This is a genomic window from Mameliella sp. LZ-28 (assembly GCF_012274245.1).
Taxonomy (GTDB): domain Bacteria; phylum Pseudomonadota; class Alphaproteobacteria; order Rhodobacterales; family Rhodobacteraceae; genus Antarctobacter; species Antarctobacter albus.
In genome coordinates this window covers 194,589-218,908 of record NZ_JAANYX010000034.1, presented here as the reverse complement: position 1 = coordinate 218,908, position 24,320 = coordinate 194,589, and the positions used below count along the sequence as shown (strand labels likewise).

At 65.0% G+C, this 24,320-nt stretch carries 26 protein-coding genes; 14 read left to right on the top strand and 12 right to left on the bottom strand.

Going from position 1 to position 24,320, the window contains the following annotated elements:
• Positions 1 to 142: 142 nt before the first annotated feature.
• The gene (locus G9Q80_RS21200) at positions 143 to 829 is read right to left on the bottom strand and encodes a response regulator transcription factor (protein WP_043136238.1); all 687 of its coding nucleotides are present in this window, start codon (positions 827 to 829) and stop codon (positions 143 to 145) included.
• 146 nt (positions 830 to 975) lie between these two features.
• Between G9Q80_RS21200 and ribA the strand changes: the two genes are divergently transcribed.
• The 11 genes from ribA to G9Q80_RS21145 all read left to right on the top strand — a co-directional run bounded on the left by ribA (position 976) and on the right by G9Q80_RS21145 (position 13,258).
• Positions 976 to 2,058, top strand: coding sequence for a GTP cyclohydrolase II (ribA, locus tag G9Q80_RS21195; RefSeq protein WP_088715213.1), 1,083 nt, complete (start codon positions 976 to 978; stop codon positions 2,056 to 2,058).
• 157 nt (positions 2,059 to 2,215) lie between these two features.
• Positions 2,216 to 3,217, top strand: coding sequence for an LLM class flavin-dependent oxidoreductase (locus G9Q80_RS21190; protein WP_088715214.1), 1,002 nt, complete (start codon positions 2,216 to 2,218; stop codon positions 3,215 to 3,217).
• 3 nt (positions 3,218 to 3,220) lie between these two features.
• A complete protein-coding gene (locus G9Q80_RS21185; protein WP_088715215.1) occupies positions 3,221 to 3,679 on the top strand; it encodes a DUF2267 domain-containing protein in 459 nt (152 codons plus the stop codon).
• Positions 3,676 to 4,206, top strand: coding sequence for a L,D-transpeptidase family protein (locus tag G9Q80_RS21180; protein ID WP_088715216.1), 531 nt, complete (start codon positions 3,676 to 3,678; stop codon positions 4,204 to 4,206). Before G9Q80_RS21185 ends, G9Q80_RS21180 begins: the two co-directional genes overlap by 4 nt.
• 254 nt (positions 4,207 to 4,460) lie before the next feature.
• A complete protein-coding gene (locus G9Q80_RS21175) occupies positions 4,461 to 5,564 on the top strand; it encodes an ABC transporter ATP-binding protein (RefSeq protein WP_043136250.1) in 1,104 nt (367 codons plus the stop codon).
• A gap of 115 nt (positions 5,565 to 5,679) precedes the next feature.
• Entirely contained in the window at positions 5,680 to 6,795 is a 1,116-nt protein-coding gene (locus tag G9Q80_RS21170; protein WP_069209221.1) for an extracellular solute-binding protein, read from the top strand.
• A 102-nt stretch (positions 6,796 to 6,897) separates the two neighbouring features.
• Positions 6,898 to 7,503 carry a DUF1330 domain-containing protein gene (locus tag G9Q80_RS28590; RefSeq protein WP_308421209.1) on the top strand — a complete coding sequence of 202 codons (606 nt, stop codon included), beginning with the start codon at positions 6,898 to 6,900 and terminating at the stop codon, positions 7,501 to 7,503.
• Complete coding sequence (locus tag G9Q80_RS21160; protein WP_083242254.1) at positions 7,500 to 9,272, top strand: ABC transporter permease; 1,773 nt, start codon at positions 7,500 to 7,502, stop codon at positions 9,270 to 9,272. The genes G9Q80_RS28590 and G9Q80_RS21160 overlap by 4 nt, the downstream gene beginning before the upstream one ends.
• Before the next feature lie 113 nt (positions 9,273 to 9,385).
• Positions 9,386 to 10,570 carry an ABC transporter permease gene (locus G9Q80_RS21155; RefSeq protein ID WP_088715217.1) on the top strand — a complete coding sequence of 395 codons (1,185 nt, stop codon included), beginning with the start codon at positions 9,386 to 9,388 and terminating at the stop codon, positions 10,568 to 10,570.
• A gap of 110 nt (positions 10,571 to 10,680) precedes the next feature.
• Complete coding sequence (locus tag G9Q80_RS21150; protein WP_088715218.1) at positions 10,681 to 11,919, top strand: PAS domain-containing protein; 1,239 nt, start codon at positions 10,681 to 10,683, stop codon at positions 11,917 to 11,919.
• A 91-nt stretch (positions 11,920 to 12,010) separates the two neighbouring features.
• Complete coding sequence (locus G9Q80_RS21145) at positions 12,011 to 13,258, top strand: PAS domain-containing protein (RefSeq protein WP_088715219.1); 1,248 nt, start codon at positions 12,011 to 12,013, stop codon at positions 13,256 to 13,258.
• Between the two features lie 35 nt (positions 13,259 to 13,293).
• On the opposite strand, the gene dxs is transcribed toward G9Q80_RS21145, so the two are convergent.
• The 6 genes from dxs to G9Q80_RS21115 all read right to left on the bottom strand — a co-directional run bounded on the left by dxs (position 13,294) and on the right by G9Q80_RS21115 (position 18,572).
• Complete coding sequence (gene dxs, locus G9Q80_RS21140; RefSeq protein ID WP_088715220.1) at positions 13,294 to 15,219, bottom strand: 1-deoxy-D-xylulose-5-phosphate synthase; 1,926 nt, start codon at positions 15,217 to 15,219, stop codon at positions 13,294 to 13,296.
• Between the two features lie 16 nt (positions 15,220 to 15,235).
• The gene (locus tag G9Q80_RS21135) at positions 15,236 to 16,108 is read right to left on the bottom strand and encodes a polyprenyl synthetase family protein (protein WP_088715221.1); all 873 of its coding nucleotides are present in this window, start codon (positions 16,106 to 16,108) and stop codon (positions 15,236 to 15,238) included.
• Entirely contained in the window at positions 16,108 to 16,350 is a 243-nt protein-coding gene (locus tag G9Q80_RS21130) for an exodeoxyribonuclease VII small subunit (RefSeq protein ID WP_043136271.1), read from the bottom strand. Before G9Q80_RS21130 ends, G9Q80_RS21135 begins: the two co-directional genes overlap by 1 nt.
• On the bottom strand, positions 16,347 to 17,270 hold the full coding sequence (locus G9Q80_RS21125) for a histone deacetylase family protein (RefSeq protein ID WP_088715222.1): 924 nt from the start codon (positions 17,268 to 17,270) through the stop codon (positions 16,347 to 16,349). The genes G9Q80_RS21130 and G9Q80_RS21125 overlap by 4 nt, the downstream gene beginning before the upstream one ends.
• Before the next feature lie 100 nt (positions 17,271 to 17,370).
• Positions 17,371 to 18,072, bottom strand: coding sequence for a response regulator (locus G9Q80_RS21120; RefSeq protein WP_069209215.1), 702 nt, complete (start codon positions 18,070 to 18,072; stop codon positions 17,371 to 17,373).
• A complete protein-coding gene (locus G9Q80_RS21115; RefSeq protein WP_043136758.1) occupies positions 18,069 to 18,572 on the bottom strand; it encodes a MarR family winged helix-turn-helix transcriptional regulator in 504 nt (167 codons plus the stop codon). The genes G9Q80_RS21120 and G9Q80_RS21115 overlap by 4 nt, the downstream gene beginning before the upstream one ends.
• Positions 18,573 to 18,740: 168 nt before the next feature.
• Between G9Q80_RS21115 and G9Q80_RS21110 the strand changes: the two genes are divergently transcribed.
• The gene (locus G9Q80_RS21110) at positions 18,741 to 19,613 is read left to right on the top strand and encodes a branched-chain amino acid aminotransferase (RefSeq protein ID WP_043136279.1); all 873 of its coding nucleotides are present in this window, start codon (positions 18,741 to 18,743) and stop codon (positions 19,611 to 19,613) included.
• Between the two features lie 49 nt (positions 19,614 to 19,662).
• On the opposite strand, the gene G9Q80_RS21105 is transcribed toward G9Q80_RS21110, so the two are convergent.
• A complete protein-coding gene (locus G9Q80_RS21105) occupies positions 19,663 to 20,286 on the bottom strand; it encodes an exopolysaccharide biosynthesis protein (RefSeq protein ID WP_088715223.1) in 624 nt (207 codons plus the stop codon).
• Positions 20,283 to 21,149 carry an SDR family oxidoreductase gene (locus G9Q80_RS21100; RefSeq protein ID WP_088715224.1) on the bottom strand — a complete coding sequence of 289 codons (867 nt, stop codon included), beginning with the start codon at positions 21,147 to 21,149 and terminating at the stop codon, positions 20,283 to 20,285. Before G9Q80_RS21100 ends, G9Q80_RS21105 begins: the two co-directional genes overlap by 4 nt.
• 185 nt (positions 21,150 to 21,334) lie before the next feature.
• On the opposite strand from G9Q80_RS21100, the gene G9Q80_RS21095 reads away from it, so the two are divergent.
• Together G9Q80_RS21095 and G9Q80_RS21090 are read left to right on the top strand one after the other, a co-directional pair.
• Positions 21,335 to 21,814, top strand: a complete 480-nt coding sequence (locus tag G9Q80_RS21095) for a transglycosylase SLT domain-containing protein (RefSeq protein WP_052244208.1) — start codon at positions 21,335 to 21,337, stop codon at positions 21,812 to 21,814.
• 35 nt (positions 21,815 to 21,849) lie between these two features.
• Positions 21,850 to 22,476: a class I SAM-dependent DNA methyltransferase gene (locus G9Q80_RS21090; RefSeq protein ID WP_088715225.1), complete on the top strand. Its 627-nt coding sequence runs from the start codon at positions 21,850 to 21,852 to the stop codon at positions 22,474 to 22,476.
• A gap of 17 nt (positions 22,477 to 22,493) precedes the next feature.
• Here G9Q80_RS21090 and G9Q80_RS21085 read toward each other — a convergent pair whose 3' ends face one another.
• The 3 genes from G9Q80_RS21085 to G9Q80_RS21075 all read right to left on the bottom strand — a co-directional run bounded on the left by G9Q80_RS21085 (position 22,494) and on the right by G9Q80_RS21075 (position 24,258).
• Positions 22,494 to 23,249, bottom strand: a complete 756-nt coding sequence (locus G9Q80_RS21085) for a class II aldolase and adducin N-terminal domain-containing protein (RefSeq protein ID WP_088715226.1) — start codon at positions 23,247 to 23,249, stop codon at positions 22,494 to 22,496.
• Positions 23,250 to 23,284: 35 nt separating this feature from the next.
• Positions 23,285 to 23,767 carry a hypothetical protein gene (locus G9Q80_RS21080; protein ID WP_088715227.1) on the bottom strand — a complete coding sequence of 161 codons (483 nt, stop codon included), beginning with the start codon at positions 23,765 to 23,767 and terminating at the stop codon, positions 23,285 to 23,287.
• 71 nt (positions 23,768 to 23,838) lie between these two features.
• Positions 23,839 to 24,258 (bottom strand): VOC family protein, encoded by a 420-nt coding sequence (locus tag G9Q80_RS21075; RefSeq protein WP_088715228.1) that lies wholly within the window; start codon positions 24,256 to 24,258, stop codon positions 23,839 to 23,841.
• Positions 24,259 to 24,320 lie beyond the last annotated feature (62 nt).

Sequence of the window (24,320 nt, the reverse complement as noted above, 5' to 3'; positions counted from 1 at the left end):
TAACCCGCACATGCGACGGGACCTCTTGGAGCCAGATTAAAACATGACCGAGTCATGAAACTATGATCTGGGTCAAATCCGCTCGAAACAAAACTTAGCCGTGCATCTTTGTTCCGTGCAATGCGACCTAAGTGTGTGCCACTCAGCTTACAAGGCGGTATCCGCCAGATTCTGTCACCAGCAAGCGCGCGTTCGACGGATCGGGTTCGATCTTTTGCCGCAGGCGATAGATATGCGTTTCCAGCGTGTGCGTCGTCACGCCGGCATTGTAGCCCCAGACCTCGTGCAGCAGGGTGTCGCGCGGCACGACACCCTCTGTCGACCGGTAGAGGAACTTGAGGATGTTGGTCTCTTTCTCGGTCAGGCGGATCTTCTTTTCGTCTTCCGTGACCAGCATCTTCATCGAGGGTTTGAAGGTATAGGGGCCGACGGTGAACACCGCGTCCTCGGACTGTTCGTGCTGGCGGAGCTGGGCGCGGATACGCGCCAGCAGGACCGGGAACTTGAACGGCTTGGTCACATAGTCGTTGGCGCCCGCATCGAGGCCAAGGATGGTGTCGGCGTCGCTGTCATGTCCGGTCAGCATGATGATCGGCGACTTCACGCCCTGCTTGCGCATCAACCGGCACAATTCGCGCCCGTCGGTGTCGGGCAGGCCGACGTCCAGGATCACCAGGTCGTAGATCTGTTCCTTGACCCGGGCCATCGCGCTGGCGCCTGCATCCGCCTCGAAGACCTCGAAGTCCTCGGTCATGACCAGTTGCTCGGCCAGGGCCTCGCGCAGGTCCTCTTCGTCGTCGACCAGCAGGATGTTTCGCAGTTGCGCCATTGTGCGGCCCTCCGTGTTGCCTTTTCTCGCAGATGTGGACAGAGTGCGCCTCCGGCAAGCTTTGCTGCAAGACTTTCACGTCCTCGTGTGCTGAGGGCGGAAATGTTACAGGATGCCGGGGAGTTGACCAGCCGGAGGGTGCAGAGGTGGGACTGGGTCCGGACCTGAATGAAACATTGGCGCGGGCCCGGGCGGACCTGCGCATGGGGGTGCCCGTGGGTCTGCGCGCGGATGGCGCGCATGTGCTCGTCGCCGCTGCCGAGACCCTGTCCGAGGCGCGGCTGCGCGCGATGCGGGCGCTGGGGCCTCTGGACCTGGCCCTGACCGATCGGCGGGCGGCCACGTTGAAGGCGCGGGCCTATGACGGCGACGTGGCGCGGGTGATCGTGCCCGGGGATGCGCGCCTGTCCTGGGTGCAGGACCTGGCCGATCCCGCCGATGACCTGGCTAACCCGATGAAAGGCCCGTTGCAGACCCGGCGCGACGGCTCGGTCATGCTACACCGGCTGGGGCTGCAGTTGTGCAAGGGCGCGCGGTTGCTGCCGGCAGCCTTGGTCGTGCCCGTGGCGCCCGGAACCGCCGCGGCACAGGGCCTGCTGGAAATAGACGGCATGGAGGCGGCCCCGCTGCTGGAGGCCCTGCCGGAGCTGGAGCATGTGGTCTCCGCCCGCGTGCCCCTGCGCGCCGCCGAAAACGCGCGTCTGCACATCTATCGCCCCGCGGACGGGTCCGAAGAACATTATGCCATCGAGATCGGCCGCCCCGACCGTGCCCGGCCAGTGCTGGCGCGGCTGCATTCGGCCTGTTTTACGGGCGATCTGCTGGGGTCGCTGAAATGCGACTGTGGCCCGCAGCTGAACGCGGCGCTGATGCAGATGGGGCAGGAAGGCGCGGGCGTGCTGCTGTACCTGCAACAGGAAGGGCGCGGGATCGGTCTGGCGAACAAGATGCGCGCCTATGCCTTGCAGGACCAGGGGTTCGACACGGTCGAGGCGAACCACCGGCTGGGGTTCGAGGACGACGAGCGCGATTTTCGGCTGGGGGCGCAGATCCTGGACAAGATGGGATTTTCCGCTGTCCGGTTGATGACCAACAATCCGGCCAAGATGCGGATGATGGAAAGCTGCGGCATTGGCGTGGCCGAGCGCGTCCCGCTGAAGGTGGGCGAGACCGTGCACAACACGCATTACCTGGCGGTGAAGGCGGCGAAGTCGGGACACCTGCTGTAAGTGAGCGCCCGTGGTGGTCGCCGGGGGCCTTGCCCCCGGACCCCCAAAGGTATTTTCAGCCCAAAGAAACGATAGGCGGTCCCAAGCCGGTGGCGCAGGGGAGGCGGCGTTGTCAGCGCGGCCTCGCGTGCCTAGCTTTGGTCCGAAGGAGACGCACATGCATTATTCCCTGCTCGACCTGTCGCCGGTGCCCGAGGGGTTCACCGCCGCCGACGCGCTGCGCAACACCGGCGATCTTGCCCAAAAGGCCGAGGCCTGGGGCTATCACCGCTACTGGATGGCGGAACATCACAACATGCCGGGCATCGCTTCGGCGGCGACGGCGGTCCTTGTGGGCCATGTCGCCGGTCTGACCAGCCGGATGCGCGTGGGGGCCGGGGGCATCATGCTGCCCAACCACGCGCCCCTGGCCGTGGCCGAGGCCTTTGGCACGCTGGCGACGCTGTACCCCGACCGGATCGACCTTGGCCTTGGCCGCGCGCCCGGGGGCGACGCGATGGTGATGCGGGCGCTGGGGGTGCATCCGGAACGCGCCGAGCAATTCCATGCCGAGGTGGGCGAGCTGCGCGAGCTACTGGGGCCGCCGCAGAAAGGCCGCCCGGTGCGCGCGCTGCCGGGCGAGGGGACCGAGGTGCCGCTGTGGATCCTGGGGTCTTCGCTGCACGGGGCGCAGGTGGCGGCTCTTTTGGGGCTGCCTTATGCCTTTGCCTCGCATTTCGCGCCGCAGGCGCTGGAACAGGCGCTGGAGGTCTACCGGCGGCATTTTCGGCCCTCCGCCACGCTGGACCGGCCCCATGCGATGGTGGCGATCAACGTCTTTGCCGCCGATACGGAGGCCGAGGCGCGAAGGCTGCGTACGACAATGCAGCAGGCCTTTTTCCGGTTGCGGACCGGGAAGCCGGGCAAGTTGCCCGCCCCGGTCGAGGACCTGTCCTCTGTGGTGCCCCCGGGCGCGATGCCCGCGCTGGACGAGGCGCTGCGGATCAGTGCCGTGGGCGACGCGGGGCAGGTTGATGCGCAACTGCGGGGCTTTATCGACCGGTTCGCGCCGGACGAGGTGATCCTGACGGGGCAGATCCACGACCACGCATCGCGCCTGCGATCCTTCGAGATCGGCGCCCAGGTGATGCAGCGCATCAACCGCGCCGAAGCGGCCTGAGCCATGCCGCAGCCCTGGACATACCGCCACGCCAGCCGCGAATACCGGGCCTTCCTGGACGATCTGAAGGCGCGGATGAACCTCGAGTCGGACAACATGGCCTACACGGCGCTGGATGGCGTGTTTCATGTTTTCCGGAGACGGGTGACGGCGGAAGAGGGGCTGCGCTTTGCCAGTGTGCTGCCCAGCGTGCCCCGGGCGATTTTCGTTGCGGGCTGGCAGCCAGAGGTGCCGCCTGCGCCCTGGGCATCGCGCGATGATCTGATCCGGGAGGCGCAGGCGCTCAGACCTAATCACAACCTGACCCCAGACACCTGCATAGAGGCGGTGGCCTGGGCCCTGCGGCGCGCCATCCGGGGGCCGGAGTGGGAATGCGCGCTGGCCGCCTTGCCGCCCGAGGCGCGCGCGTTCTGGCGCGTCGAGGTCGCCGATCCGAGCGAGCTGGAGCCCGGAATACGATGAGCGCCGGCGACATGATCCTGACGCCGCGCGGGCTGCGTTTCGGAGGGCGGGTCTGGCCCTGTTCTGTGGGACGGGGTGGCGTGAGTACGGACAAGCGTGAGGGGGACGGCGCCACCCCGGCGGGGGAGCACCGCATCACGGGCATGCTTTACCGTCCTGACCGGATCGCGCGACCCGCCGACTGGGCGGTGCCGATCGGGCCGGGTGACCTTTGGTCGGACGATCCTGGCGATGAGAACTACAACCTCATGGTGCGCGCGCCCTACGCGGGGAGCCATGAGCGTCTGCGCCGTGCCGACCGCCTGTATGATCTCGTCTTGCTGACCGACTGGAACTGGCCCCGGGCCGAACGGGGCAGGGGCTCTGCCATCTTCCTGCACCGCTGGCGCCGACCGGGGTTCCCGACCGAAGGCTGCATCGCATTCCGTCCGGACCACCTGCTGAAGATCGCGGTCCGGATCACGCCCGAGACACGGCTGATCGTGCCCGAAACCCTGGCGCGGACTCTGCCCGGACGGCTCCGTTGACCAGTGGTCATGGCATGTCGTGCCGGGCCGTGGCGGTCAAAACCGCTGTCAAGGGCGCAGGCATATTGCCCGAATCGGGCGATTTGACCTTCCGATCGGCTGGTTGCACGCCGTTTTTGTAACCGGAAGAGCCGTATTTGCCTGCCGCATACGCAGATTTCAGCGATTTGCTTGCATGTCCAAACGTCACGCGCTTTAGTCTGAGCACAATACAGCGGAGAAACATCCGCGAAATAACAGACAGGGAGTCTGACGTGGCTGATGGAGCTAGTGGCGACGCATTTGTCGCCTTTGAGCGCGTGCAAAAAAGCTATGATGGCGAAACGCTCGTCGTCAAAGACCTGAACCTCAGCATGCCGAAGGGCGAATTTCTGACGATGCTCGGGCCGTCCGGGTCAGGCAAGACCACGTGTTTGATGATGCTGGCCGGGTTCGAGACCGCCACGCATGGCGAAATCAAGCTGGACGGCATCAGCATCAACAACATCCCGCCGCACAAGCGTGGCATCGGCATGGTGTTCCAGAACTACGCGCTGTTCCCGCACATGACCGTGGCCGAGAACCTCAGCTTTCCGCTGGAGGTGCGCAAGATCGGCAAGGCCGACCGGGAAAAGAAGGTCAAGCATGCGCTGGACATGGTCCAGATGGGTGCCTTTGGCGGCCGCCGCCCGGCGCAGTTGTCGGGTGGTCAGCAGCAGCGGATCGCGCTGGCGCGCGCGCTGGTCTTCGAGCCCGAGCTGGTCCTGATGGATGAACCGCTGGGCGCGCTGGACAAGCAGCTGCGCGAGCACATGCAGTTCGAGATCACCAATCTGGCGCACCAGCTGGGCATCACCGTGGTCTACGTCACGCACGACCAGACCGAGGCTCTGACCATGTCGGACCGCGTCGCCGTCTTCAACGACGGGCGCATCCAGCAGCTGGCGCCGCCGGACGCACTGTACGAAAAGCCGCAGAACAGCTTCGTCGCGCAGTTCATCGGCGAGAACAACACGCTGGAAGGCGTGGTCACGGCGATGAAGGGCGATACCTGCGAGGTGAAGCTGGACAGCGGCGAGATGCTGGACGCGACTCCGGTCAACGTCAGCGAAGTGGGTGAGCGCACGCGGGTTTCGATCCGGCCCGAGCGGGTCGAGTTCAACAAGGACCGCCTGAAGGAAGGCGCGCACACTTTGAAGGCCGAAGTGCTGGAATTCATCTACATGGGCGATATCTTCCGTACGAGGCTCCGTGTCGCGGGCAATGACGACTTCGTCATCAAGACCCGTAACGCACCCGACCAGGTGCGTCTGGAGCCCGGCAGCCAGATCGAGATCGGCTGGCTGCCCGAAGATTGCCGGGCACTCGACGCCGGGTGATCCGAATGCCGTCGCCTGCGCCGTTTGCACGCGCGCGGGGACGCGACCTTGGGGCGAGGTTCGTACCCGTAACATCGCCTCAACCAAGATAACGGGTTAACTAGGGAGTTAAATAATGAAACTCACAAAGACACTGCTGGCCTCCACGGCCCTGACCGTGGCAGCCGCGGGCGTTTCGGCTCAGGACATGTCGCAAGACATGACCATCGTGAGCTGGGGCGGTGCCTACCAGAACTCGCAGCTGAAAGCCTACGTCGAACCCTATCTGGAAATGCACCCGGATGTGTCGGTGGCATGGGACGAAAGCTCTGCCGAGGCGGTGGCCAAGCTGCGCGCGATGAACGAAGCCGGCAACATCACCTGGGATCTCGTGGACGTGACCGCCGCATCGGCGATCCGCCTCTGCGACGAAGGCCTGGCGATGGAAATCGACTTTGACGACGTGCTGGCCGAAGCCCCCGATGGCACCGGCGCGGAAGATGATTTCGGCGACCTGATCGTCTCCGACTGCTTCATCCCGCAGATCGTCTACTCGACCACCTTCGGCTATCGTTCCGACATGGTGCCGGAAGGCGTCGAGCCGCCGTCCGACGTCTGCGCCGTCTTCGACCTGGAAACCTACCCGGGCAAGCGCGCGCTGGAAAAGCGCCCGCTGAACAACATGGAATGGGCGCTGTACTGTGACGGTGTGGCCAAGGACGAGATCTACGACGTCCTGGAAACCGACGAAGGCCAGGACCGCGCGCTTGCGAAACTGGACACCATCAAGGATCAGGTGGTCTGGTGGTCGGCCGGCGCCGACACGCCGCAGCTGCTGGCGGATGGCGAGATCTTCATGGGCTCGACCTACAACGGCCGCCTCTTCTCGGTCATCGAGGAGCAGGACCAGCCGGTGGCGATGCTCTGGGACATGCAGGTGTTCGACCTTGACGGCTGGATCGTGCCCGAGGGCCTGTCCGACGACGCCCTGGCGCGCGTGATGGACTTCCTCTACTTCGCGACCGACACCCAGCGTCTGGCCGACCAGGCCAAGTACATCTCCTACGGTCCGGCGCGCGAAAGCTCGGCCCCGATGGTGTCGCAGCACGCCGAACTGGGCATCGACATGGCGCCGCACATGCCGACCGATCCGGCGAACGCGGGCAACACCCTGCTCTACAACTACGAGTTCTGGGCTGACTACCGCGACGACATCGACGCGAAATTCCAGTCCTGGCTCGCCCAGAACTGATCTCGCGCCGTGGCGGGGATGATCCCCGCCCCGTGAGGACAAGATCGTTCGTGGCGGGCGGCACCGCCCGCCACGGACCAAGACAAACGACGGGGACACCACATGCCGAAGGGCTATATCATCGGCCACATCACGGTGACCGATCCCGAACCGTACAAGGAGTACGTGGCCCGGGACACGCCGATCCTGCTGAGCTACGGCGCCAGGCCCCTGGTGCGCGGCGGGCAGGCCGAAGTTGTCGAGGGAACGGCCAACGAGCGGCACGTCGTCTTTGAATTCGACAGCTACGATACGGCGCTGAAGGCCTATCACGACCCCGACTACCAGGACGTTGCCAAGATCCGCCGGGACAATGCGACCAGCGCGATCATGGTCGCCGAAGGCAATGACGAGGATCTGCCCGAGCCGGCCGGAGAGGCGCCGCTGGGCTACCTGATCGCCCATGTGACGGTGAACGATCCCGAGGCCTACAAGCCTTATGTCGACGGCAACACCCCGATCATGCGCGGCTTTGGCGCGCGGTACATCGTGCGCGGCGGACGGGCCGAAGTGCTCGAGGGGGAACTGGGAGCGCGCCACGTGGTGATCGCCTATCCCAGCTATGACGCGGCCAAGGCCGCCTATCACGATCCGGCCTACCAGGACCTCGTGAAAATCAGACAGGCCCATTCCGAGGGCACACTCATTCTAGTGGAGGGCGCGGCATGAGCACGCTGAAGGGATCCGGACCGCAGACGTCCGACGCACCGACGCCGGAGGATGCCTTTCACGAGGCGGCCGCACTGGACGCGCGGGAAAGTGAACCGCGGCACGGCTCCGGCAATGGGGGCCCGGTGCTGGCCGCCGACGGGACACCCCTGAAACGCAGCCTGGCGCGGGCCCTGCGGGCGCAGAAGATGCGCGCGCTGGCCCTGATCGCGCCGCTGCTGATCTTCGTGCTGCTGACCTTCATTGCCCCCATCGCGGACATGCTGTTCCGGTCGGTGGAAAACCAGATCGTGCGCGACACGCTGCCCCGCACCGTCGAGGCGCTGGCCGACTGGGATGACACCAGCGGCGAGCTGCCGGGCGATGCGGTCTTCGACGCGGCTTACACGGACATCTTCCTGGCCGCCGAATACAAGCTGCACACGCGGCTGGGCTCGCGTCTCAACTACGAGCTGACCGGCGTGTCTTCGCTGTTCCGCAAGTCGGGGCGTGGCCTGGACGACATCGGCGAAGTCTACCTGGACCAGTTCGAGGACCTCGACGAGGCCTGGGACGAGGCGCTACCCTGGGCAGAGCTGATGGGCACCGCCGACAGCGTGGCGGCCTACAAGGCCTGGGTCAAAGCCGAGGACAAGGCCAAGGAGAACAACGAGGATTTCAACGATCCTATCCCGGCCTTCGAGATGCGCGACGACATCGCCGATGTCTTGCCGCGCACGGCAGAGGCCTACAGCCGGTTCGCGACCTTCGTGCGTGACGAGGACGAGGACAGCCCGTTCGAGGAAGAGCCCTGGACCCTCGTTGTCACCCGGCTTTACGAAGACCTGCGGGATGGCGATGTCTCGTCCTATAACGGACCCCGCGCCGAGATGCTCAAGGCAGCCGACGCGCTGGTGGACAGCCCTGATTTCCAGACTGCCGATCTTCAGGCCGCATTCGGCGAGATCGACGAGGACTGGCTGGACACACGGGTCTGGCAGACCATCAAGACCTACAGCCCCGCATACACCAACGGCTATTTCCTGAACGCGGTGGACATGCAGAAGACGCCGGATGGCGCCGCCATGCGGGACGAGGACGAACGCATCTACGGCCTGCTGTTCAAGCGCACCATGTTCATGAGCCTTGTCATCACCTTCAGCTGTATCGCGCTGGCCTACCCGGTGGCCTACCTGCTGTCGACGCTGCCGATGCGCACCGCCAACCTGCTGATGATCCTGGTGCTGCTGCCCTTCTGGACCTCGCTGCTGGTGCGGACCTCGGCCTGGAAGGTCATGCTGCAGCAACAGGGGGTGATCAACGACGTGCTGGTCTGGCTGGGACTTGTGGCCGATGACGGACGATTGGTGATGATCAACAACCAGCTTGGCACGATCATCGCCATGACCCATATCCTGCTGCCCTTCATGATCCTGCCGATGTACTCGGTCATGTCCACGATCCCGCCCACCTACGTCCGCGCGGCGAAATCGCTGGGCGCGACGAACTGGACGTCCTTCTGGCGGGTCTACTTCCCGCAGTCCGTGCCGGGGATCGGGGCAGGCAGCATCCTGGTCTTCATCCTGTCGATCGGCTACTACATCACGCCCGAGATCGTGGGCGGCACCACCGGTACGTTCATTTCGAACCGGATTGCCTATCACATCTCGTCGTCGCTGAACTGGGGCCTCGCGGCCGCGCTTGGGACGATCCTGCTGGCGGTCGTGCTGATCCTCTACTGGGCCTACGACCGGATCGTCGGCATCGACAACGTGAAGCTCGGGGGCTGAGGATGACCATTTTTCTGGAACAGCCCGATACCGAATTCCGTCCGCACGTGATGCGGGCGGCAATCGAAAAGGCGCGCGCAATGTCCGCGCCCAAGACGCAGGAGCGCTGAGCAATGGCCGTCGAGACACAAGCCGTCAAACAGCCGATCCAGTTTTCTGCCCCCGTGGTCGGGGCAGCAGGGGGCTTTGCCGGGGTCTTCGTCGGGGCCGCCAACGGATCGGTCCTGATGGGCATCCTGCTGGGGTTCCTGATATTGGCCGCGCTGGCCTTTGTCGCGCTGGCCGTGCTGGACCCGAAACTGGAAAAGACCTTCAAGCTGGTCCTGATTGCCGTCATGGCGGTGGCCGGCTACCTGCTCGGTGGCCTGCCGGGCCTCGTGGTCGGTGCGATCTTTGGCTGGTTCTTTGGCTGGTTCACCTATTGGATCGGCATGGGGCGTCACCGCGTCCCGCTGCCGCCCTACCTGACCTCCGGGCAGGTGCTGTGGGAATACAGTTTCCGCGTGATCGCCGGCGCGATCTTCGTCTTCCTGATCACGCCGATCCTCGTGGTCATGCCGCTGTCGTTCAACGCCGAGGATTTCTTTACCTTCACGCCGGAGATGCTGCGGTTCGACCCCGAGGGCTACAGCCTCAAGCATTACCGCGACTTCTTTACCTCGTCGGAATGGCAACAGGCACTGCGCAACTCGCTGATCATCGCGCCGCTGGCGACGTTGCTGTCTGTCAGCTTCGGCACCCTGGCTGCCATCGGCCTCAGCTCGGAACATGTGCCGTTCCGTCGCGCGATCATGGCGATCCTGATTTCGCCGATGATCGTGCCGCTGATCATCTCGGCCGCCGGCATGTACTTCTTCTACTCGCGGATCGGCCTGCAGGGGACTCTGATGGGCGTGGTCCTGGCCCATGCCGCGCTTGGCATTCCCTTCGTGATCATCACCGTCACCGCGACACTGGTGGGCTTCGACCGTTCGCTGACGCGAGCGGCGGCCAATATGGGCGCGGACCCGGTCACGACCTTCTTCCGCGTGCAGATGCCGCTGATCCTGCCAGGGGTGATTTCGGGTGGCCTGTTCGCCTTCATCACCTCCTTTGACGAGGTGGTGGTTGTGATCTTCGTCGGCTCTGCCCAGCAGCAGACGTTGCCCTGGCAGATGTTCACCGGCCTTCGGGAACAGATCAGCCCGACGATCCTGGCGGTTGCGACGATCCTTGTCGCGATCTCGATCATGCTGCTGACCACGGTCGAGATCCTGCGCCGCCGGTCGGAGAAGATGCGGGGTATGAGCCCGGGTTAAGGATCAAATCCAACGAAAATCGGACGCGCGGCACCCCGGTGCCGCGCGTTTGCGTTCAGGATTCGAAAAGGGTTTGCGTTTTAGGGTCGCCCCAAGCAGGAGGCGCGCCCATGTCCGAACTCGATCCCGCATTCCCGTCCGGGGTGTCCAAATCAGAGGCCACGTTCCAGGTGAACGAGGCTTTCTATTCCCGCACCGACAAGCGGGCGGTGATAAAGGCGGGCAACGAGGTGTTCCAGCGTGTCGCGGGACATGAATGGGAAGAGCTGCTTGGCGCCCCGCACAAGCTGATCCGCCACCCGGACATGCCGAAGGGCGTGTTTCACATGCTCTGGGAACGGTTGAAGGCGGGCAAGCCGACCGGGGCCTATGTCAAGAATCGGCGGATCTGCGGGCGATTCTACTGGGTCTACGCGCTGGTGGCGCCGACCGAGGATGGCTACATCTCGAGCCGGATCAAGCCGGTCTCTTCCCTCCGGGCCGAGGTCGAGGCGCTGTATGCAGGGATGCTCAAGCACGAGCAGGACGGCATGAGCGCCGCGGACAGTGCCGAGACCTTGCAGAAGTGGATCCGCGACCAGGGTTTTGCCACCTATGACAACTTCCAGAGCCACGCTCTGGCGACGGAGTTTGAGGCCCGTTCGCGCCAGATGGGGCGTTCGCTGGACCCGATGCTGCAGCGGTTCGTCGACATGTCGCGTGCCATTGCCGAGGTCTGGGACGAGGCCGACAAGATGACCGAGGCCTTCAAGGCGATCCGTACAGTGCCGATGAACATGCGGATCATCGCCTCGCGGCTGGAAAACGTCGGAGGCCCGATCAGCGCGATTTCAGTCAACTACAGCCAGATGCTCGAAGAGATGTCGACCTGGGTCAAGACCTTCGTCGAAGGGGACGATTGCGTCTTTGCCCATATCCGCAGTGCCATTTTCATGGGGCAGTTCCTGTGTTTCGCCTCGGCCGTCGAACGCGAGATGATCACCGGCTTCGGCACCAGCCAGAACGCCTATCCGGACACCATCGACGTCGCGCGCGAGATTGCCGAACTGACGGAACATGAACGGCGGTTCATGCAGCAGACCATCGACAGGCTGTCGTCTGTGGAACGCGAGGCGCGGCGCTTTGCCCACAGCGTCCTCGACATGAAACGCTATGTCACCGGGCTCAGCTCGACACGGATGATGTGCAAGATCGAAAGCGCCAGCCTGTCGGAATCAGGCAGCTCTCTGGCCGGGATCGTCGAACAGCTGGACAGCTGCCAGCAGGAAATCGAGGATCGCCTTGCCCGGGTGATGGACCTCAATGCCGTGATCCAGAACAACACCGCTCTGTTGCGGTCGATGATCTAGACATGACGTGCCAGGACGGCCCCGTCTTTCCCCACTTCAATGGCGTCGTGCCGGTGTTCTGCCTGACGCCCTGTTGCCCCAGGATTGACCAATGACGGAACACAACCCGCGCTTTGCCGCCGAGTCGAATTTTGCCGCCGCCGAGGCCCAGTTTCACCTGACGGAACTGTTCTACTCCCGCACCGATGAGCGCGGCATCATCAAGGCGGGCAACTGTGTGTTCCAGCGTGTCGCCGCCTATCCCTGGGAAGAGATGCTTGGCGCGCCGCACAAGCTGATCCGGCATCCGGACATGCCCAAGGGGGTCTTTCACCTGCTGTGGGATCGGATCAAGGCGGGCAAGCCCACCGGGGCCTACGTCAAGAACCGCAGCAAGACCGGCCGGTACTACTGGGTCTTCGCGCTCGTCTCTCCCGCGGACGGTGGGTATATCTCGACCCGGATCAAGCCAAGTTCGGAGCTTTTTGCCACGGTGTCGGGCCTGTATGCCGATCTGCTGAGCCGCGAAAAGGAAGACGGGTTGAGCCCGAGGGACAGTGCCGAGGCGCTGCTGGCCGTCATAAGGGCACAGGGGTTTTCCAGCTACGACACCTTCCAGAGCCACGCGCTTGCGACCGAGTTCGAGGCGCGCGCCACTGCGACCGGGCAGGGGATCGACCCGCTGCAGCGGCGGTTTCTGGAAATGTCGCGGGCGATTGCGCAGGTCGGGGTGGAAACCGCAGACCTCACGGAGTCGTTCAAGGTGATCCGCACGGTGCCGATGAACATGCGGATCATCGCCTCGCGGCTGGAAAACGCCGGCGGCGCGATCAGCGCGATATCGGTGAACTACAGCCAGATGCTCGAAGAGATGTCGACTTGGGTAAAGACCTTTGTCGACGGCGACGCATGCGTCTTTGCCCGGATGCGCGACGCTATCCTGTGCGGCCAGTTCCTCGGTTTCGCGACTGCGGTCGAACACGAGATGATCGAATGTTTCGACACCAATGCGGCGCTTTATCCCGACTGCATGGATGCCAAGGTGGAGATGGCGGAAGTGGCCGCCCATCGTCAGAAATTCCTGGACGAAACCGTGGCATCTCTGGTGCGGGTAGAGGCCGAGGCCAAGCGTTTCGCCCGCAGCGTCCTGGACATGAAACGGTATGTTACGGGCCTCAGCTCGACCCGGATGATGTGCAAGATCGAAAGCGCCAGCCTGTCGGAGTCGCGCAAGGAGCTGGAGGGGATCGTCGAGCAACTGGATGCCTGCCAGAAGGGTATCGAGCAACGCCTTGCCCGCATGACGGAACTGAACGCGGTGATCCAGACCAACACGGCGATGCTGCGCGCGATGTTGTAGCATCGCGCGTCAGGTCCGGTTTCCGGTCTTGATCGTCAGGCGCGTTTGTCCAGAACCGCGGCGCCCAGGGTGGCCAGCACCTTGGCCTCGATGTCCTCGGCGTTCAGCTTGGCAACGGCGTACATGTCGCGTGGGCTGGCCTGGTCGATGAAGATGTCGGGCAGCACCATCGAACGGTACTTCAGCCCGGTGTCAAAGACGCCTTCCTCGGCCAATAGCTGCGCGACGTGGCTGCCAAAGCCGCCTACCGCGCCCTCCTCGATGGTGATCAGCGCGTCATGGTCTCGCGCCAGGCCCAGGATCAGATCCCGGTCCAGCGGCTTGGCAAAGCGCGCATCCGCAACGGTGGGGGAAACGCCGCGCGCCTCCAGCGCCTCGCAGGCCTCCAGCACCTCTTTCAGCCGCGTACCGAAGGACAGGATTGCCACGCCCTTGCCCTCGCGGATCATCCGGCCCTTGCCGATTTCCAGAAGCTCGCCACGCTCGGGCATCTCGACACCCATGCCCTCACCGCGTGGATAGCGAAAGGCGATGGGGCCGCTGTCATGCGCCGCGGCGGTGGCGACCATGTGTTTCAGCTCGGCCTCGTCGGCGGCTGCCATGACGACGAACCCCGGCAGGTTCGCCAGGTAGGCCACGTCGTAAGACCCCGCGTGGGTCGCCCCGTCGGCCCCGACCAGCCCGGCACGGTCGATGGCAAAGCGCACCGGCAGGCGCTGGATCGCAACGTCATGCACCACTTGGTCATATCCGCGCTGCAGGAACGTCGAATACATCGCGCAGAAGGGCCGCATGCCACCCGCCGCAAGCCCCGCGGAAAAGGTCACACCATGCTGTTCCGCGATGCCCACGTCGAAGCAGCGCGAGGGGTAGCGTTCCGCGAACAGGTCCAACCCGGTGCCATCGGGCATCGCCGCCGTCACCGCGCAGATGCGCGGGTCCTCGGCCGCCTCCTGCAATAGCGCCTGGGCAAAGACCTTGGTATAGGACGGCGCGTTCGAGGGCGCCTTTTTCTGCTTGCCCGTGACCACGTCGAACTTGGCCCGCGCGTGGCCCTTGTCCGGGGCGTGCTCGGCGTGGGAATAGCCCTTTCCCTTCTTGGTCAGCACATGCAGCAGGATCGGCCCGGTCGCCCGCTGCCGCACGGTGCGCAAGACCGGCAGCAACTGGTGCAGGTCATGCCCGTCCAGCGGCCCGAGGTAGGAAAACCCCAGTTCCTCGAACAGCGTGCCGCCGACGGTCATGCCCTTGAGCATCTCCTTGGCCCGCTTGGCCCCCTCGCGGAACGGTTCGGGCAGCATCGAGACGGCGCCCTTGGCGGCAGCCTTGAGGTCCTGGAACGGCGCCTCGGCATAAAGCCGGCTGAGATAGGACGACAGCGCGCCGGTGGGCGGCGCGATGCTCATCTCGTTGTCGTTCAGGATCACGATCAGCCGCTTGCCCAGGTGGCCGGCGTTGTTCATCGCCTCGAAGGCCATGCCGGCGCTCATGGCGCCATCACCGATCACCGCGATCGCATCGCCGTGACCCGTGTCGCAGACACCGCCAAGATCGCGCGCCACGGCAAAGCCGAGGGCTGCGGAAATCGAGGTCGAGCTATGGGCCGCACCAAAAGGATCGTAGGGCGACTCGGATCGCTTGGTGAACCCTGACAACCCGTCCTTCTGGCGCAGCGTGTTCATGCGATCGCGCCGCCCGGTCAGGATCTTGTGCGGATAGCATTGGTGGCTGACGTCCCAGATGATCTTGTCCCGGGGTGTATCGAAAATCGCGTGCAGGGCGACCGTCAGTTCGATCACCCCCAGGCCCGCGCCCAGGTGGCCGCCGGTTTCCGACACGGCGGCAATCGTCTCGGCGCGCAGTTCCTCGGCCAGCTGCTCCAGCTCGGCATCCGAGAAATGCTTGAGATCGGCCGGGCCTTGAACGCGGTCGAGCAATGGGGTCTGGGGCCGGTCGCTCATGGCGCCCTCCGTCTGGTCAGGTCCGGCGCGAAATAACGAAGCGCGCGGCGTCCTGCAAGTTTCCAGCTTCGCTGCCGTATACAGATAGGCAGTCGCAGGCCTCTGTCACAAGGGATTCGGCGCGGCGTTTCGCCCCGTCCATGCCCAGCAGGCTGACGAATGTCGCCTTGCCCCGGCCGGCGTCCTTGCCCACGGCCTTGCCCATCTGGGTGGCATCGCCCTCGACGTCCAGGATGTCGTCGGCGATCTGGAAGGCGAGGCCAAGCGCGCGGGCGTATCCCGTCAGCGGGGTGATGTCGGCCCGCGCCATGCGCGCGCCGGCCTCGGCCGACCAGCCGAACAGCGCACCGGTCTTGCCCGCCTGGAGCGCGGTGATCTGGTCCAGACTCAGGGGCGTGTCCGACTGTTCCGCCGCCATGTCCAGCGCCTGTCCCAGCACCATCCCGCGCGCGCCCGCCGCCCGGGCCAGGCTGAGCGCGAGATCGGCGCGCACCACGGCGTCCGGGTGACAGTCTGGGCAGGCCACCAGCTCGAACCCAAGGGTCTGCAGCGCATCGCCCGCCAGCACGGCGGTCGCCTCGTCCCACTTGCGGTGGACGGTCGGCATCCCACGCCGCATGTCGTCGTCATCCATGCAGGGCAGGTCGTCATGCACCAGACTGTAGGCATGGATCGCCTCGATGGCACAGGCGGGCCAGATCGCCTGCGCAGGCGCTATGCCGTGAATGCGCGCGCCTTCCAGCACCAGATAGCCGCGCAGGCGTTTCCCGCCCGCGGCAGCATAGCCCATCGCCTGCACCACCGGCAGGCCGCCCAAATCCGACAGAACGTGCCGGAGGTGATCCTCGATCGTGCGGGCCGCCTCTGCCAGCCCGTCCTGAAAGCCCATCAGAGCCCCTCGACCGGCTTCGTCCCCACCGGGTTGCCATCGCCGTCCAGCGTGATGGCCGCCACCTTTTCCTCGGCGTCCTTCAGCTTGTCCTCGCAGCGCTTCTTCAGCTTGGCGCCGCGTTCATAAAGCGAAATGGACTCTTCCAGCGCCACGTCGCCGCGTTCCAGCAGGCCCACGACCTTTTCCAGCTCGGCCATCGCCTGCTCGAAACTCATTTCCTCGACCGGGGTTTCGCTCATCTGCCCGCCTCCATCAGTAGTTCCACATGCGCCTTTCCGCTGTCGCTGAGCGCGCCAAGGTCATAGCCGCCTTCGAGGCAGGACACCACGCGTCCGCCGCATTCATCTGCCGCCAGCGCGCACAATTCGCGCGTGATCCAGCGGAAGTCCTCGACCGTCCATTCCAGTTGCGCCAGCGGATCGTCCTGGTGGGCGTCGAACCCGGCCGAGATGATCAACAGTTCGGGCCGGAAGGCGCGCATCCGCGACAGGGCAGGGGTCCAGGCCGCGCGCATCTCGGCGCCCCCCGATCCCGGCGGCAAGGGCAGGTTCTGCACGTTGTCATGGGCGCCGCGTTCCTCCGCGCTGCCGGTGCCGGGCCAGAGCGGCATCTGGTGCGAGCCGATGAACAGTGTGCGCGCCTCATCCCACAGAAGGTCCTGCGTGCCATTGCCGTGGTGCACGTCGAAATCGACCACGGCAACCCGGCTCAGCCCGTGCGTCTCCAGCGCATGTTTCGCGGCAATGGCCACGTTGCCGAAGAAACAGAAGCCCATCGGCGTCTCTGTTTCTGCATGGTGACCCGGCGGTCGCATGGCGCAAAAGGCATTGTCCACCTCGCCCGCCAGCACCGCGTCCACAGCCGCAACGGCGGCTCCCGCCGCCCGCGAGGCTGCACGGAAGGATCCCGGCGACATCCAGGTATCGGCATCCAGCTGGGTATTCCCGCTGTCCGGCACGCCGCCGCGGATCCGATCGATATACCGCTGCGGGTGGCACAGCCGCAGCTGCGCCTCCTCGACCTCGGGTGCGCTGCGACGATCAAGGTCCAAACCCGCCAGCGCATGCAGCAGGTGCTCGATCCGGGCCACGCGCTCCGGGTGCCCCTCGGGCGTCACATGATCCAGCGCATCCGCATGAGTAAAAAGTGCCGTTGTCATCGCGCCCCCCCTGTTTCTTCTCTCCAAAAATACTCAGAAACGCGCCCGGAGGGCGCGACTCCGCCCGACCAAACCGCGAAACGCCCGGGGCCGCAACCCGTCAGTCGGGCGCCAGCATGTATCCCGCCCCGCGCACCGTCTGCAGGTAGCGCGGCTGTTTCGGGTCGGCCTCCAGCTTGCGCCGCAACCGCGTGATCTGGACGTCGACCGCGCGTTCCTGGGCCTGTCCCTTGTCGCGGCCCAGTTCCTCGACCAGTTTCGCGCGGCTCAGCGCCTCGCCCGGGCGGGCGGAAAAGATGCGCATCAGCTGGCTTTCGGTGGCGGTGAGGCGGACCATCTCCTCCCCCTGCCACATCTCGCCGCGCTCGATGTCATAGCGGAAATCGCCCAGGGTCAGCAGTTTGGGCGCGCTATCCTCGGCGCTGGGTTCCGGCATCCTCCGAAGGATCGCGTTGATCCGGAGCAAGAGCTCCTTGGGCTCGAACGGCTTGGCGAGGTAATCGTCGGCGCCGGCTTCCAGCCCCTTGATGCGGTCCTCGGTCTCGGACCGGGCGGTCAGCAGCAGGATCGGCGTCTGAGAGGTTTCGCGGATGCTCTGGGTCAGGCTCACGCCGTCTTCGCCAGGCATCATCACGTCCAGGATGATCATGTCGAAATCCAGTCCCGACAGCAGCCGCCGGGCATGCGCCGCGTCGCGGGCCGCCGTCACCAGGAAACCGTTGCGTACCAGGAATTTCTGCAACAGTCCCCGGATGCGTTCGTCATCGTCCACGATCAGCAGATGCGCGTCGTTCTCGGTCATCCCCTGCCTCCCCTCAGCTTGTGGTACTGCCGTCGCAGTTCGGGGTCCATCATTGCCTCCAGGACCCGGCGAAATCCGGCGACCGCCTCGGGGCCGGCATCGCGAAAGGCGGCGCGCATGCGGCTCCTCTGGGCATCTGACAGTTCGCGTTCCAGCGTCTCGCCCGCCTCGGTAAGGTACAGATGCCTTTCTCGCTTGTCGGTGCGGCCGACCTGGCTTTGCACCAGGCCGTCCTCGATCAGGGTACGCAGCACGCGGTTGAGCGATTGTTTCGTCACGCCCAGGATCGTCAGCAGGTTGTTCACCGTGGTGCCGGGCGCGGTATGGATGAAATGCAATGCCCGGTGATGTGCACGGCCATAGCTGAGCCCGTCCAGGATCCGGTCTGGATCGGCGGTAAAGCCCCGGTAGGCAAAGAACATCGCCTCTGCACCCTGTCGCAACTGCTCGTCGGTAAGGAAAAGCAGGGTCTCGCCCTGCGGGCTGCGCCCCTCTGACATGGTTCCCTCTGCCCCTTGCTGGTTTTGCGCCATTTTAAGTCAGCCTTGTTGACATTCCAAGAGTCAACTGGTAGCGAGTCGCAGATTTAGCGCAACTTTATGTCCGCTCCGGACGCATATCGCGCAACAATCGAAAAATTTGGCCCGCTGCGCATGAGGAGAGAGAAAATGGCAGATGGAGCATATGACGATCGCGACGGCAAGATCTGGCTGGATGGTCAGATGGTGGACTGGCGGGCGGCAAATGTGCACGTACTGACCCACGGGCTGCACTACGCCAGCTCTGTCTTCGAGGGCGAGCGGTGCTACAACGGCAAGATCTTCCTTTCGCGCAAACATTCGGAACGGTTGCATTTCTCGGCCCGCGAGCTGGACTTCGAGATCCCTTATACCGTCGATGAGATCGAGGCCGCCAAGGTGGCCGTCCTTGCCGCCAACGGGCTGACCGATGCCTATGTCCGCGCTGTCGCATGGCGCGGCGCGGGACCGGACATGGGTGTCGCCTCGGCGCGCAACCCGGTTCGCCTGGCCATCGCGGCCTGGTCCTGGGGCAACTACTATGGCGACGCCAAGATGAAGGGCGCCAAGCTCGACATTTCCAAGTGGAAGCGCCCCTCGCCCGAAACCATCCCGGTCCATGCCAAGGCGGCTGGCCTTTACATGATCTGCACCACGTCGAAACACGCGGCAGAGGCCAAGGGCTGTTCCGACGCGCTGTTCATGGACTACCGCGGCTACGTGGCCGAGGCGACCGGCGCCAATATCTTCTTCGTCAAGGACGGAGAGGTGCACACGCCCAAGCCCGACTGCTTTCTCAACGGTCTGACACGCCAGACCGTCATCGGAATGCTGCAGGACAAGCAGATCAAGGTGCATGAACGCCACATCATGCCGGAAGAGATGGAAGGCTTTGAACAGTGCTGGCTGACCGGCACCGCCGCCGAGGTCACGCCCGTGGGCCAGATCGGCGACTTCAACTTCGAGGTTGGCGCGATGACGCGCGAGATCTCGGAAGATTATGAGAAGCTGGTCCGCAGCTGAGCCAGCCATTCCGGACAGGAACACGCGGCGCCCCACCGGGGCGCCGTTTTCATATCAGGCCCGACCAGATCGAGCCGAGGATCAGCACCAGTATGCCGGCCTGCACATAGCCCGCCAGAAGGTAGATGCCGTCGCGGGTCATCACTCCGAACATCATCATCGACACCGCCCCGGCAAAGAACGAGGTCACGAAGGGCAGGAGTTCCAGGATCGGCCAGGAAATCGCGATCAGCGTCACCGAGGCAAAGGCGAAGGGACGCAGCGCGCGCGAGCTGAGCAGCCGCAGGCGCCCGCTGCTGTGCCGGTCCATCCAACCGGCGGGTTTGCTGAGCCAGTTGATGGCGCGGTTCATCTTCCGCGCGCTGATGCTGCGGCGGCAGAGGAATTTCGGCAGCCAGAGGTGCCGCCGCCCCAAGAGCGCCTGTGTCGACACAAGGATGGTGATCAGCGCGCCGATGGTCGGCGTGCCGGGGATACCGGACACGGGCGAGACCAGCACGATGGCCACGACAAGGATCACGGCCACAAAGGACTGGTCGCCGACGCGGCTGAGAACCGTCTCGACAGAGATCCGCTCGGCGCCGTCTTCGGGGCGCATCGCCTCGAGCAGGTCGCCCAGGCTTTGCGGATTGCGCACAGTTTCGGTGTCCGGCGCCTCTTGGGCGTCCTTCATCCTTCGGACGCCTGTTCGGCGGCAAGAATGGCCGCCAGCGCGCTCTGGTAATCGGGATAGCGCAGGGTCACGCCCAGTTCCTCCTTGATGCGCGCGTTGCAGACGCGCTTGCTTTCGCCGTAGAAACTGCGTGCCATCGGGCTGAGTTCCGCCTCCTCGAAGGGCACTTCGGGCGGGATCGGCAAGCCCAGCATCTCGGCGGCGCAGGCGATCACGTCCTGCGGCGGGGCCGGGGCATCGTCGCACAGGTTGTAGGCCGCACCCGGATTGGGCCGCGCGATGGAGGCCCGCAGGACCTGCGCGATGTCCTCGACGTGGATACGCGAAAAGACCTGGTTCGGCTTGATGATGCGGCGCGCGGTGCCCTTGCGCAGCTTGGCGAAGGGGCCGCGCCCGGGGCCATAGATGCCGGCAAGGCGGAAGATGTGCAGGGGCAGGCCGGGGACGGCGGCCCAGGCGGCCTCTGCCTCGACCCGGAGTTGTCCGCGCCGCGTGGCCGGGTCGAGAGGCGTGTCCTCAGTCACCCATCCGCCCTGGTGGTCGCCGTAAACCCCGGTGGTCGACAGGTAGCCCGCCCATTCGATACGTGGCGCGCGCGCGGCGATGGCAGGGCCCACCAGCCGCAGCGCCGGGTCGCCCTCGGCGTCGGGGGCGGCGGACATCAACAGGTGAGTCGCGCGGTCCAGGGCCTCGGACACGCTGTCCTCTTGCCAGAGGATCGCGGTGACGCCAGTGGAGCGCATGGCCTCCAGCTTGGCCGGGTCGCGCGTCGTGCCGATCACCTCCCACCCCTCGGACAGGAGAAGCGGCGCCAGCGCCCGTGCGGAAAATCCGTGGCCAAGAGAAAGCAGGATCTTTGTCATGCGCCCTAGGTGGCGCCGCACGCGTCAAGATGCAAGTCTTGACGCGATGTCGCGGCCCGTGGGGCGGTCGGCACAGCGCCGCCGATCCGCGGTTGCGCGGCGGGCTTTCGCCGACGCGACGTCAGCGGACTCGCGCGGGCCGGGTCTGCGCGCTACGACAGCGCGCACCTTTCGGAGAGACTCGCATGCTGGCCCGTCGCCTGTTCCTTTTGTCGGCTCTTGCCACCGTCGCCGCCTGTTCGACCGGACGGCGTGACCCCGTCGCAGCCGATCCCGCGCCGCGCGCGATCCCGCTGCACCCGAACGAGACGCCGGAACTGCGCGCCAAGATCAACCGCTGGGCCGATCACTACGAGCTGCCCCGTGGGCTGGTCCACCGGCTGGCCATCCGTGAGAGCACCCACAACCCCGCCGCGCGGGCCGGACCCTATTGGGGCCTGTTGCAGATCCTGCCGCAAACCGCCCGCACGATGGGGTTCCAGGGCAAGAACAGTGACCTTCTGGATGCGGACACCAATCTGAAATACGGACTGAAGTACCTCAAGGGCGCCTATATCGTGGCGGACGGGGACTGGGACAATTCGATCAAGTGGTATGCGCGGGGCTATTACTACGAGGCCAAGCGCAAGGGGCTGCTGTACGAAACCGGGCTGCGGACGCGCTAGACAGGCAGGCCGGGCTGCGCTTAGTCTCCGGACCCATGCAGGATGATCCCGATCTGGAAGCGGCCTACGCGCTGCAAACCCCCGACGACAACCGCAGGCTCTATGCCGACTGGGCCGCGACCTATGACGACGAATTTGCCGTCGACATGGACTATATGCTGCCGCTGCACGTGGCAGAGGCTTTTGCCTCTGTGGGTGGACAGGGGCCCGTGCTGGACCTTGGCGCCGGAACCGGCCTTCTGGGGGCGGCCCTGAAGACATGCGGTATCGGCCCGGTGGATGCCACCGATCTCTCGCAAGAGATGCTGGACGTGGCCGGAACCAAGCGGCTGTATGCGCATCTGTTCACCGGCAACCTGCTGGCAACCCTGCCGGTCGATGACGGCGCCTACGCGGGTGCGGCCAGTTCAGGCACATTCACACACGGCCATGTCGGACCCGAGGCTCTGGACGAGGTGCTGCGCGTGGTGCGGCCGGGCGGCGTAGTGGCGCTGTCGATCAATGCGGAACACTGGGAGGCCAAGGGCTATGACGCCCGCCTGGCGGAGCTGGGCCCGCGCATCGCCGATCTGGCCGTGCGCGAAGTCCGTATCTTCGGGCCGGAGGCCTCCGGCCCGCATGCCAGGGATCTCAGTCGGGTGGTGACATTCACCCGGGCCTGACACTCGAAACCTGACGTTCAGGTCGCGTAGTCCGAGCCTTCCTCATCGAGGATCGCCTTGAGTTCCTCCAGGTGGTGATGATCGCCACCGGGGTATTCCTCGATCTCGCAGGCGGTCTTTTCGGCCACTTCGTCGCTGAGGATGTCCAGCGGCTGTCCCGTCTGTAGCGCGGTGACATAGACCTGGGCCGCGCGTTCGAACATGTACATCCGGTTGAAGGTCTCGGCCACCGTGTCGCCGATCACCATGATGCCGTGGTTGCCCATGACCAGCGTCTTGACCTTGGGGTCTGCCATCAGTTCGGCGCAGCGCTTGCCCTCTTCCTCGAAGGCCAGTCCGCCGTACTGGTCATCCACCGCCTGCCGGTTGAAGAACATCGCCGCGTTCTGGTCCAGCGGCGGCAGGCGCTTGTCCTTGAGACAGGCCAGCACCGTGGCGTTGATCGAATGGACGTGCATCGCGCAACGCGCGTGCGGGCAGGCGCGGTGCAGCCCGCCATGCAGGCCCCAGGCGGTGGGGTCCGGCGCGCCGGGGCGGTTCAGGGTTTCGGGATCGTTGGCATCCACCACCAGCATGTCCGAGGCCTTGATGCGCGAGAAATGCTTGCGGTCGGGGTTCATCAGGAACTTGGTGCCGTCCTCGTTGATCGACAGGCTGAAATGATTGGCCACGGCCTCGTGCATGTTCAGCCGGACGGTCCAGCGAAAGGCGGCGGCCAGATCCACGCGTTCCTGCCAATGGTCGATGTTGGCGATGTTCTGCGGTGCGTTCATGAGGGTCCCCCGGTTAGCGTTACCGGGCGACCCTATCAGCGCCCGCAGCTTGCACGCAACGTGTCGTAGGCCAGCTGTGCGTCCCGGGTCTTCCAATGTCCTTTCAGGACGTCCATGTCGCCCGCATCGGCGAGGTGGACCTCGAATCCGATCTCGGCGCTTTCAAGGAGGGTTTCGACCAGGCGTTCGGGGGAATCGCGATAGGTCCAGGCCCATTCCCCGCGTGAGCGGAACAGCACCTTGCGCGGACCCAGGAACAGCGCGTGATCGGCCGCGTCGTCGAAAATTGTGCCATCAGCGAAATCGATGAACATCGACACGCTTTCGTCCAGGTCCACGGTCAGCATCAGGCGGTCGTTGCCGGGCAGGCGCGTGTTCGTGGCCATCCAGCAATAGCCGCGGTCCTCGAAGAGCGCCCAGTTCGCGATACGCTCATGGCGCGTGATCTCTTGCTGTGCCAGTGCAGGCAGGGCCGCGGTGGCGAGGCCCGTCAGGGCGATGATCAAACGGTCGAGCATCAATCGGATCCCCTTGGCCAATAGTCGGGCCGTATGTCGATCATAGCTGTCCGGCCTGCCCGCGCAACGCCTCAGAGGGGGCGCGACGGCACCCAGGCATAGCCGTCGGGACAGATGAGAAAGGCCTCGCGCAGGCCGTGGGGTTTGTCCGTGGGCGGCTGCAGGATCAGCATCCCGTTGGCCTCTGCCTTTTCCGCTGCCGTGTCGGGGTCGCTGTCGTACAGGCGCAGTTCCGCCCCGGCGCCACGCGGCCCTGCCTCGGGCAGGAAAGACAGGTAGGGATTGGCCGCATACGTCCCGTCCGAATGCAGCTGGAACACGGTTGCGCCATAGCGGATGATGGCGAAATCCGCGCTGACCCGATGTGCGGTCATGCCAAAGACGGCCTCCAGCATGGCGGATTGACGGCGCACGTCGCGCACCAGCAGGTTGATGCCCATCCCGCGCAGGGAACCGCCGAAATTCTCGGCCGAAACGGTCTCGTAATCCATGTCAGCACCTATGACCTTTTTCGCCAACTTGAACCCGGCGAACTTACCTGTCAACCTCCGGC